At 76.9% G+C, this 11,395-nt stretch carries 5 protein-coding genes; 2 read left to right on the forward strand and 3 right to left on the reverse strand.

What is annotated here, in order from left to right; all coding sequences use genetic code 11:
* Positions 1-103: 103 nt before the first annotated feature.
* On the forward strand, positions 104-8,536 hold the full coding sequence (locus tag AAC134_RS22560; protein ID WP_339951836.1) for a hypothetical protein: 8,433 nt from the start codon (positions 104-106) through the stop codon (positions 8,534-8,536).
* Positions 8,537-8,669: 133 nt separating this feature from the next.
* The gene (locus AAC134_RS22565) at positions 8,670-9,248 is read left to right on the forward strand and encodes a fasciclin domain-containing protein (protein WP_339951838.1); all 579 of its coding nucleotides are present in this window, start codon (positions 8,670-8,672) and stop codon (positions 9,246-9,248) included.
* Positions 9,249-9,413: 165 nt separating this feature from the next.
* Here the strand turns inward: AAC134_RS22565 and AAC134_RS22570 are convergent, their stop codons facing one another.
* The 3 genes from AAC134_RS22570 to AAC134_RS22580 form a co-directional block, all read right to left on the reverse strand.
* Positions 9,414-9,866 (reverse strand): DUF2214 domain-containing protein, encoded by a 453-nt coding sequence (locus AAC134_RS22570; RefSeq protein WP_339951840.1) that lies wholly within the window; start codon positions 9,864-9,866, stop codon positions 9,414-9,416.
* Between the two features lie 15 nt (positions 9,867-9,881).
* On the reverse strand, positions 9,882-10,253 hold the full coding sequence (locus AAC134_RS22575) for a DUF6152 family protein (protein WP_339951842.1): 372 nt from the start codon (positions 10,251-10,253) through the stop codon (positions 9,882-9,884).
* Positions 10,254-10,382: 129 nt separating this feature from the next.
* Positions 10,383-11,291 (reverse strand): EamA family transporter, encoded by a 909-nt coding sequence (locus AAC134_RS22580; RefSeq protein ID WP_339951844.1) that lies wholly within the window; start codon positions 11,289-11,291, stop codon positions 10,383-10,385.
* Positions 11,292-11,395: the final 104 nt, after the last annotated feature.

Raw genomic sequence — 11,395 nt, forward strand, 5'->3', positions numbered from 1 at the left:
GGGACGGGGACGGGACGCCCCGGGCCCCCGCGCCTGAGGGGCGCGGGGCCGCGCGGAAGGGGGGAGAGGGACCGCCCGCGCCGCCGCGGGAGGCGGGCGGGGGATGAGCCGCGCCCCCCTCCTCATGCGCGGCCGTGAGGAGGCCGTCCCCCGCCTGCAAGGCGCCGCGGCGCTCGAGGCGCGGCTCGAGGCGCGCGCCCGGCCCGGGCGAGAGGCGGCGGGGATGGATGCGCGGCTCGACGCGCAGCTGGCCGACACGCTCGACGCCGGCCTGGGGGGGGCGGGGGCCGCGCCCTCGCGCCCGGCCTACCTGCGCCAGCCGGAGGGCGCTGGCGCCCCGCCCGAGACCTCGCCCGAGACGCTCGCCCGCCGCGCCGCGGGGCGGGAGGCGCGGGAGCGGGCGCCGCTGCGCGTGTCCGGTCCCGACCGCGGCCCGGCGCCGACGGGGCGGGGCCGGACGCTCGACCAGACCTTGCAGGCGCCGGGCGCGGCCCGCCTCGCCGGCGCGGGGGAGGGGGCTGCGACGGACCTCGACCCCGCTGCGGGCGAGCGGCCCGAGCGCGCGGAGGCGGACGGGCGCGAGACGGGCGCCGACGCCGCCCCGCAGGACGATGCGCAGGCCGGCGGCCTCGAGGCGCCGGCAGAGGGAGAGCCGGCCGGGGGAGAGGCGAACGCCGCGCAGGCCGGGGCGCCCTCGCCTCCTCCCGGACGCCGGCGCGCAGGCCGGAGGGGGCGCGGGCGAGAAGGCCGCGGCGGCGAGGCGGCGGGCGGCGAGATGCTGGTCGAGGCCGGGCGGGGGGGCGTCCCCCTGCCGCGCCATCCCATCCAGCTCGACGCCTCGGTCCCCGGCTTCGACGCCCCCCGGCGGCTCGACGTCGAGCCCAACACCCGGCCGCGGGAGCAGGACGGCGCCGAGGCCGCGCAGGCCGAACGCCGCGAGGGCGACCCCGCCCGGGCGTGGGAGCAGGCGGCCGCGCAGCTCGCCCGCCTGCACGCGCGGATCGAGGCCGACGCCTCGGCCGACCAGGCCCGCTTCCGGGCGCTGGCCGGCACGCTCGCCGATCGCCGCCAGGGCGCGCTCGACGCGGCCCTGACCCGGACCGACCGGGGGCTCGACGCCGCGCTCGCCGAGGTGGACGCGGGCGAGACGGCGGCCCGGGCGCTCGCGGGACGCATCGCGGCCGCGGGGCGCCGGCGCATCGCGGGCGCCGCCCGGCATGTGCGCGATGTGCTAAGGGACCGCGCCGAGGCGGTGGACGAGGCCACCCGGACCGAGCGCGACGAAGGCGCCCGGATGGAGACCTGGGCCGTCGAGCGCGGCGAGGAGATCACCCGCACCGGCGACGACGGGCAGGGCGCGCTGGGCGCGCTGGCCGAGGCGCCCGCCCCCCCCTGGCCCGGCGATGTCGAGGGGGTCGCGATGCGCGGCGCGGTCGACGAGGTGCTGCAGACCCGCGTGCCCCCCGTCGCCGAGACGCGGGCCGAGAAGATGGGCCTCGACCGCGACGCCCACGCCGCGCGCCTGACCAACGCGGGCATGCGGCTTCAGCAGGACCTGATCGCCGCGCTGGCCCCGTTCGACGCCCTGCTGAGCGGGTTTCGCACCCGCGGCCCCGCCGACGTGACCCGGCAGGAGACCTCGGCGCTCGGCGGGCTGGAGACGGCCGAAAAGCGCCTCAAGCGCAGCCTGCGCGAGGCCGCCTCCGACGCGCGCGAGGCGCTGGCCGCCCAGCACGCGGCCCAGCGCGAGGGGCTGATCGCGACCGCGCAGGAGGCGGCGCAGGCGCAGGCCGCCTCGCTCGAAGCCGCGGGCGAGGGCGCGCTGGAGGCGCGCCGGGGACTGGCCGAGGCGCAGCCCGCCACCCTGCGGATGCTGCGCGAGAGCCTGCTGGCCAACCGCAACCAGCCCCCCGACGTCTTCGCCCGCATCGTGCGCGAAAGCGCCACGGCCGCCGCGCAGACCGCCGCGCGCAAGGTGCATGAACAGACCGGCGGCCTCGACCGCGGCGCGACCGGGGCGCTGGACCGCGCCCGCGCCCAGGCCTCGGCCGCGGCGGCGGGGCTCGCCGAGGCGGCCTCGCGCGCCGCCGAGGCGATGGCGGCCACGGGCGCCGAAACCTCGGCGGGGCTGAGCGAGGCGGCCGAAGCCTCGCGCCCCGGCGTGCGCCGCATGGCCGACCCGGTCGCGGCGGTGCTCAACGACTACCCCCAGGAGCCGACGGCCGCCTTCAACGCCATGCTGCGCGCGCTCGAGGCCGACCTGCGCGCGGCCTGGGCGACCCTTCAGTCCGCCTGGACCGAGGAGCCCTCGCAGGGCGGGGGCGGGGCGGAGGGCGGCCAGACCCTCCCCGCCGGGCCCGCGCAGCCGGCGGCCACGATCGAGGCGCCCACCGTCTTCGCCACGCGCGCGCGCGCCACGGGCGAGAACGCCAAGACCGGCGACGCCCCGGTCGCGGCGCGCATCGCCCAGGGGCGGGACACCGTTACCTCGAACGTCGCGCAGCGCTACAACGACCTCTATTCCGCCTTCGCCCCGGTGTTCCCGGACGGCGAGACCATTCTGCGTCCCCTGCGCGGCCTGACCGCAAGGCGCGGCGCGGCGGTCGAGGCGGAGCATTCGGGCGACCTGCGCGCCCGCATCCGGCGCGAGATGTGGAACGGCCTGCACACCGGCGCCACCATCCGGCGCAACATCGCCGCCGCCATGGCCTGGCTCGACGGACGCCCCCAGGACGCGGTCCGCCAGGAGCTGGAGGCCGCGGTGGTGCTGTGGAACGACTCCGAGCGGGTGGACGAGGTGATGAAATCCCTCGACCCCGTGCAGATGGCCGCCTTCGAGGAAAGCGCCGAGGCCTCGGGCCTGCTCTCGGACGTCGCCGACGACCTGAACGCCGAGGACCGCGCGGTCTTCGACCTGCTGATCGAGGGCGAGGTCAACCAGGCCGAGGGGCTGCGCCTGCAGGACCGCATGGCCGAGCACGCGCGCCAGCGGGGCGACCGGCGGGCGGACGCGACGGTCGACCTGATGCGCGCTGCGCAGGGGGCGGCGGGGGGATCGGCGCTGGCCGGAGCGACCGAGTTCGACACCCAGGCCGAAACCGACGCCCGCCGCGAGGCCGCCTGGCAGGAGGTGCTGACCGCGGCCGGCGACGCCGCCCCCCCCCAGCGCGACGCCGATGGAAACGCCCTGACCGGGCGCGAGGCGCTGATCGCCTACGCCACGCGCGACGTGGTCTACTACCAGCAGACCGGCGGCCCCCATGGCGGGGGGAACTACGAGCGGCGCGTCGACCGGGTGCGCGACGAGCAGCGGCTGCTGATCCGCAACCTCGCCGAACACCCCCACGACAGCCCCGAGGTCCGCGCCGCCACCCTGCTGGTCGAGGACAGCCGCGCCGGCGGCGCCAAGGACGAGCGGGTGCGCCAGGCGCTCGACGATCCCGAACTGAACGCGGGGCTCGCCAACCCGCTGGACCCCCAGGCGGTGGCCGAGGCGCGCGACAAGGCGGTCGAGGCGCGGGCCCGGCGCGACTACACCTTCCGCCTGCTGAACCTCTACCGCAACGGCCCCGACGCCCCCGACCGCGACCCGCGCGAGATCCGCGAGGAGCTGGGCGAGAGCCTGGCGCAGGGGACCGACGACCCCTCGCGCGGGGAATATCTGCGCGCGATGGCCACCGGCGACCTGCACGACCCCGCGGTGGCGGTCGCGGCCTTCAACTACGCCATGGACGGCGCCGGCACCCGCGACGAGGTGCTCAGGGCCCAGTTCCGCTCGATGTCGCGCGAGCAGGTGGACGCGGCCACCCGCGCCTACAACGCCGCCCACCCCGGGGGCCCGCCGCTCCATGAGCGGATCGGGCTGTTCGAGGAGGGGAATTTCTGGGACTCCGAGACCTCGGGCGACACGGCCAACGAGCTCGAGGTGCTCAGCCTCGGCGTGCCCCGCAACGACCGCGAGCGGATGGAGGCCGCGGCCCTCACCGCCCGCCAGCAGCGGGAATCGGCCGACAGCTCCCTGTTCGGACCCAGCGCGGGGGGCGAGCAGTATGAGCGGCTGGGCGCGAACTACCGCGCGTTGATGGAGGCGGCCGGCGTCGAGGAGGGGGACTTCGACGCCCACGGCCGCCTGCGCATCCCCGACGGCGACGGCGGCACGCAGACGCTGGGCAATTTCAACGAGAAGGGGGAGTTCGCGCCCCCACCCGGCACCGACGCCACCGCGCTCGCCCAGGCGATGATCGGGGCGAAGGGGGCGGCCGAGGGCTACAAGCAGGCCGTCGACAGCGTCGCCAACGTGATCTCGACCGCGATCGTGCTGACCGCGGCGGTGGCGACCACGGCGCTGACCGGGGGGGCGGCGGCCTCGATCTGGCTGCCGGTGCTGGTGACGATGGGGGCGGGCGTGGCCGCGATGGGGGTCAACGCCGCGATCAAGGGCAACCGCTACGGGCACGAGGAGATGGCCCGGGATTTCGCCATGACCGTGGTCCAGGCCGCCACCGCCGGGGCGGGCGCGGCGGTGGGCGCGGGGATGCGCGGGGGCGGCGCGGCGGTCAAGGCGCTCTCGGGTCGGCTCTCGGTGGGGGAGAAGGCGCTCGAGCGGTTCGTGACCTCGCAGGGGGGGCGGTTCGCGGGCTCGCTGGGGTTGATGGACGAGGTGCTGGTGGGGGGGATCTCGGGGGCGATGGGCTCGGGCGGGCAGGCGCTGATGGACGACAAGGCCTGGGAGGAGGGGCGCTTTGGCGAGGAGTTCACCCATTCCATGCTGCGCGGGTTCCTTTCGGGGGGGCTCTCGGCCGGGGCGATGCGGCCGTTCTCCGCGGCCGCGGGGTCGCGGGTGGCGGGAACGGGGGCCGAGCGGTTCGGGCGCGGCGCGCAGGCGATGATCAAGGGCCTGGGCTCGGGGACGAGCGGCGCCGGCTCGGCGGCGTTCGAGCGGGCCTATGACCATTCGCGGGGCAAGGACGTGGGCAGCTTCCACGACTCGGTGACCGCGGTGCTGCAGGCGGGCGCGCAGAACACGCTTCAGGGCTGGGCCGAGTCCCATGCCGAGAGGGCCGGGGACGACAGCGGCCTCGCGCGGGCCATGCAGGGGCGCCGGATCGTGCCGCGGCGCCGGCCCTCGCCCTCGGGTCCCTCGGCGCCCCCCGAGGCCGAGGGGCCCGCACGCCGCCCCGCCGAGGGTCCCGACGCGCCCTCGCGCCGCCCGGCCCCGGACGACGGCGCGGCCCCGCCCCGGCCGGCGGAGGCGCGCGGCCCCTCGACCTCCGAGGCGCGGGAACTGGCCGAGACGCTGGACGCGGTCAGCGTGGGCCTCGAGCTGGGCCTGAGCCCCGAGGAGGTCGCCCCGGTCCGCATCCCCGGCCCGGATCCCGACGCCGCCCCGCCCCCTCGTCCACAGGCCGAGACCCCGGCCCCTCGTGCGCGGGCCGAGACCCCGGCCCCCGCGCCGGCAGAGGCGCCCGCCGCCCCGCGCCTGCCCGGCGGCGAGGGTCCCGCCCGCGGCCCCCGCCCGCCGCCGCTGCCCGAGTCGATGGGCGGCCCGCCGCGGCCGCTGCCCACCGGGGACCCGATGCCCGAGGGCACGGTCATGCAGTCCGCGGACGCGACCAGCCTCGACGATCACCTGACGATGTATCGCAACAGCATCGGCGACGACTCCACGCGCGAGGCCGCGATCTATCGCAACGTCCAGACCGGCGAGTACATCGTCGTGCAGGGCGAGGCGCGGGTGGTCTCGGTCGGCGCCGGGGACGAAGGGCTCGCCGGCCCCGCCGCCGCCGGCATGGCCCAGCGCTGGAAGGAGCTGCTCGACGCCGACGCCGGCCGCTGGGAGCTCGAGGCCCACCACCAGCCCGGCGTGGATCCCACAGACGGCCGGCTGGGCGCCCACCGCCTGCCCTCGGGCGCGGACGGCGACTTCGGGGTGCTGATGGGCGAAAGCCGCGCCGCGGGCGGCGGCCCCCGCGTCTCGGAGATCAACGTGGGCGGCGAGCTCGAGCCCTCGACCCGCTTCGCCTACGATCCCGACAGCGCCGAGGCCCGCTTCCGGGTGGAGTTCCACGACCCCCGCTCGGGCCGCACCGAGGCGCATGCGTTCGAAAGCCTCGACGCCTACGCCCGCTGGTTCATGGCGACGACCGGGCGGGCCATGCCCACCGCCTTCGCCGAAGGCCCCGCCCAGACCCTGCTGCACGGCACCCACTCGGGCCACGCGGGCGCGATCCGGCGCGGCGGTGTCGACCACACCGCGGGGGCGGAGGCCGAGCAGGATTTCGGCCAGGGCTTCTACATGGCCCGCACCGAGGCCGACGGCCTCGCCTATGCCGAGCGCACCGCGCGCAACGGACGCGGGCGGGCGGCGGGCGAGGGGCGCGAGGCCGCCGACCCGCTCCACGCCGTCGAGCCGGAGGTGATGCGCGCCCGCCTGCCGCTGTCGGAGCTCGGCTCGGTCGTCGACGTGCGCCCCGGCGGCGCCCACCGCGAGCTGTGGATCGCGTTCCTCGGCCGCCCGCTGATGCCGCAGGGCTCGGCGATGACCCGCGCCCAGATCGACGCGGCCATCGCGGGTCCGGCGGCCTATCCCTCGCACTGGGTCCACATCAGCCTGAACGGCGACCGGGCGGACGCGTTCAACGCGTTCCTGCGGGACCACGACCTCGACCCCGACGTGGTGGTGGGGGACCTGGGCGGGCTCGGCACCACGGGCACCGGAACCGGGGACCAGGTGATGATCCGCTCGGCCCGCGCCGCGCGGCGGGTCAGCCGGGCGCTCGAGGCCGGCCCCGACCCCCACGCGCGCGAGGCGCCGCTGCCCCCCGACCTGCCGCGTTCCCCCGCCGGCGAGGGCTCAAGCGGCTCGCCCCGCGCGCGGGACGACGACCTCTCCCCCCTGGCGCGCGAGGCGCTGGACCAGACCGAGGCGATCCCGCCCGCCATCCGCGAGGCGCTGGCGGCGACGCAGGCCGCAGAGGCCGCCGCCGCCCGCCCCGCGAGGCCCGCGCCTTCCCAGGACCTGCCGCCGATGATCGCCCGGGCGCTGGCCGACACCGAGGCGGCCGCGCTGTCGCCCGTCGACCGCGCCTTCGCTGAAATCGACTGGACGGCCGACGCCCGCCCCGCGCCGGCGGAGCCGGGCGCCGAGCCCCCCGCACAGGCCCCCGCGCCGGCGGCGGGCGAGGCCGCCATCGCCCGGGTCCGCGAGATGATCGAGACCCGCATGGGCCCCGCCGCCGCCCGGCGCCTCGACGAACTTCTGCTGGTCGGCGGCGACCAGATGCGCCGGATGCTGCTGTCCGAGACCCACGACGGCCGCCTGCTGGCGCGCGAGCGGCTGGCCGACCGCCTGGCCGAGCCGCTGGGCGCGCGCCTCTCCCATGACCAGGTCGAGGCCCTGCGCGAGGTGCTCGTCGCCCGCGGCCGCGACGACCGCCCCGAGGCCCCCGACGCCGATATCCGCCGCGAGGCCGAGGCGCGCCTCGCGCGCTGGGCCGCGCATGGCCTGGGCGCCGAGGAGGCCGAGGCGATGCTGGCCGCCGACGCGCGGCTCTACGACGACCCCTCCGCGCAGCTCGACGGGCGGACGCAGCGCTATGGCTACGGCCGCCACCGGCGCGACGAGATGGCCGCGGCCGAGGCCCCCGTGCTCGCCGCCGCGCGCGACCGCCTCGCCGACCCCGCGCTCGAGGTCGAGGGCAAGGCCGAACTGCTGCGCGCCCTCGATCACCCCGAGGCCGAGCAGCTTCGCCGTTTCGCCTACGCGACCATGCCCCTCGACCCTGCGGGCGAATGGGACCTGCTGTCGCAATGGCGGGCCTATCGCGACCATGTCGCCGCCCACAACCGCGGGCTGGAGGCGGGCGAGACCCCCCGCGGGATCACCGCGCAGGGGTTCCTGGGCTATGTGCGCGGCCACCAGCGCCGCACGCAGCTGCCGCGGGTCTCGGAGGTGGAAAGCGCCTTCCAGACCTTCGGCGTGCCCATCGAGGGCGACACGCACCCGGTCGAGGCCCCCTTCGCGGTGCTGAAATGGGCGCAGGAGCCCGACCCCGACCGCGGCCCCCACGCCACCCGCAACGAGCCCAACGCCCCCGGCTCGGACCTGCTGGGGGTGAACCGCGAGAGCGGGCAGATCCTCTATGTCGACGACAAGGCCTGGTCGGTGCGGCGCGGGCGGACCGAGATCGACGAGGTGGGCGCCCTGACCCGCAACCTCGCGGCCAACATGAGCGAGGACGCCGACGCGCTCGACCTGCAGATCCGGGCGCTGCGCGACGCGGGCGTCGAGGTCGACCCGGTGATCGCCGACGTCCCCCGCCGCCTGCGCGAGGCGGCCGCGGCGGTGCGCGGCCAGTTCTCGCCCGAGACCTTCGACCTCGACCGCCACGGCCCGCGGCTGGCCCGGCTGATGGCGCATTTCGACATCCGCCTCGCGATCACCAACGCCCGCCCCAACGAACAGCGCCGCCAGGACGTGACCGAGCGTCTGAAGAAGGCGGGGATCGGGTTCCTGGCGGGCGGCGTCCAGCCCTGAGGATCCCGCACGCGCGACCCGCCGCCCTGTCGCTCATCACGCGTGCGTGAGCGGGAAACCATTCCATTCGCGGCGCGTAGCTCTTCTCGACCGGCCCTGCACGACGGGGCCAGCACCCAGCAGGAGAGGTTTCATGACCGACATTCGCCGCGCCGCCGCGCTGACCGTCTTCGCCACCGCCGCCTCGATGGCCGCCGCCGCCTTCGCCTCGAGCGACATGGCCGGCGACAACCCGATGGTCGGGGGCGCGCCCATGTATGCCGACAAGACCATCGTCCAGAACGCCGTGAACTCGCAGGACCACGAGACGCTGGTCGCCGCGGTGAAGGCCGCGGGCCTGGTCGAGACGCTGTCGGGCGAGGGCCCGTTCACCGTCTTCGCCCCCACCGACGCCGCCTTCGAGGCGCTGCCCGCGGGCACGGTCGCGACCCTGCTCGAGCCCGCCAACAAGGCGAAGCTGCAGAAGATCCTCGCCTGCCACGTGGTCTCGGCCAAGGCGATGTCGACCGCGATCAAGGGGATGATCGCGGACGACGGCGGCGTGCACCCGGTGCCCACGCTGGGCGGCTGCACGCTGAAGGCCTGGAACAACGAGGGCACGATCATGATCGAGGACGAGCGCGGCGACATCGCCTCGGTCACCATCGCCGACGTCGAGCAGTCGAACGGCGTGATCCATGTCATCGACACGGTGCTGCTGCCCAAGGGCTGAGAGCGGCGCCTGCGCAAACCCCGGGCCGCGTCCTGGCGGCATCCCTCGCACCCACTCCCGCACGACGCGGGCCCGGGGAAGCGGCCGGCGCAACCAGCGCCGGCCGCGTCGTTGAGGGGGGCGCCTGCGCAAGCCGCGCGCAGGCGGGGCCTTGCAGGCGGGGCTTCAGTCGACGAAGGCCAGCATCCGCCCCGCCGCCAGCGCCGGCAGCCAGCAGCCCAGCGAGATCGCGCCGGCGAGCCGCAGGCGCCCCGGCGCGGCCCGCGCCAGGCCGGGCCCCAGGTGCAGCGCCAGCGCGGACCCTGCGCCGAGCGCGACCAGCCCCAGCTTGGCCAGGAACAGCGGCCGCGCGCCGTAGTCGCCGGGCGCGGCGAGGAACAGGAGCGCCCCCGAGACGAGCGCCAGCGCCAGCCCCGTCGCCGCCGCGGGAACCAGCAGCGCCGCCAGCGGCGCCAGCGGCAGATCCCGTCTCAGCCCCAGCAGCCGCAGGTCGAGCGGCGCGATCGCGCCGACCAGCAGGGCGATCCCCAGCACATGCGCCGCGCTGACCCAGGCATAGAGCCAGCGGCCGCTGCGCATCGCCTCGGCGGGCGGCAGGGCGGCGAGCCAGTCCCACATCCGCTCGGCCGCGGGTCAGGAGCGCTCGGGGTAGAGCTCGTGCATCCTGCCCTCGATGCGGATGCGCTCGGCCTTCAGGCGGCGGTCCTCGATGTTCGCGGAGGGCTCGCCGATGAAGGTGGCCTCGACGCCGGGGGCGAGCATGGCCTCGCTCAGGCCGGCGCGCGCGTTGCGCCAGGGCTGGCCGACCTCGACGGTCCAGGTCTCGTCCTCGGCCTGCACGGTGAGGACGCCGTGGGGATTGCCGAGCCGGGCCTCTGCGATCACGCCGGTCAGCTCGATGTTCTCGCCGCTGGTCCAGCGCCAGCCGTGATGGGCGAGCGCGGGCAGCGCGAGCGCAAGCGCGAGCGTCGCGGCGAGGACGGGGCGGAGGCTGGAGGCGGGCATGGCGGGTCTCCCTGTCCGGTTCGGGTGCAGGAAAGGTCGTCCGGCGGACGGGCGCGGTCCAGCCCGACGCTCTCACGATGCCGGGAGGCGCGGGGGAAGGCGCAGGCAGGGCAGGGGGCGCGGCGCGCCTCAGGCGGCGATCTGGACCAGCGCGGCGCCGGCGGCGATGACGGCCATCAGGCCGGCGCGGGCGGGGCCGACGGGCTCGCGCAGGACCGCCCAGCCGATCAGGGCCGCGAAGATCACCGAGGTCTCGCGCATCGCCACCGCCTCGCCGACCTTGTCGAGGCGGGTCGCCAGCATCACGGCGCCGAACGAGACGAAGGCGATCAGCGCGCCGATGAAGCCGCGCAGCAGGAGGGGCGGCAGGGGTAGCCGGTCCTGCGGCGCCATGCGGGCGCGGCGGCGGGCCGCGAGGATCGGGAAGGTCCAGCCGTCGGCCACGAAGAACCAGGCGAGGAACACCAGCGGGTCGGCCGACTGGCGGATGCCCCAGGCGTCGTAGGTGGTGTAGGCCGCAATCAGGATCCCGGTCAGCAGCGCAAGCGCGAGGGCCGCCAGCATCGTCTCGGACTGCAGGGACCTGCCGCGCAGGTTGAGCCCCGACAGCGCCATGATCCCCCCCGAGAGGAGCGCGACGCCGGCCCACTGGCCGGGCGCGAACCGCTCTCCCAGCGCCAGGGAGGCGAAGATCACGGTGCAGATCGGCGCGGTGCCGCGGGCGACGGGGTAGACCACGGTGTAGGCGCCGCGCTGGTAGGCCATGGCCTGCACGCACTTGTAGATCGTGTGGATCACCCAGACGCCGAGCAGGATCGGCCAGATCTCGGGCTGCGGCCAGGGCAGGACGAAGAGCGCGCCGAAGAGGGCGATGACGAAGACGAAGAGGTCGATGGCGCCGCGCGATTCCCAGGGGCCGTAGCGCGACTTCTGCAGGGCGCCGAAGATCGCGTGGGCGAGCGCCGAGACCAGGGCCAGCGTCAGGGCGATGCGCCCGGCCTCGGGCGTGCCCTCGACAGAGAGGATCCAGTCGGTCACGCGCGCGCTCCGCCCCGGGCGGCGGTCGCGCCGGGCGCCCGGCCCGACCGCCGCCGCGGGCCGAACGCCGGGCCCGGGCGGGCGCGTCGCGCGGCGGCTCCCTG

The organism is uncultured Albimonas sp. (genome assembly GCF_963977235.1).
In the GTDB taxonomy this organism is placed as follows: Bacteria; Pseudomonadota; Alphaproteobacteria; order Rhodobacterales; family Rhodobacteraceae; genus Albimonas.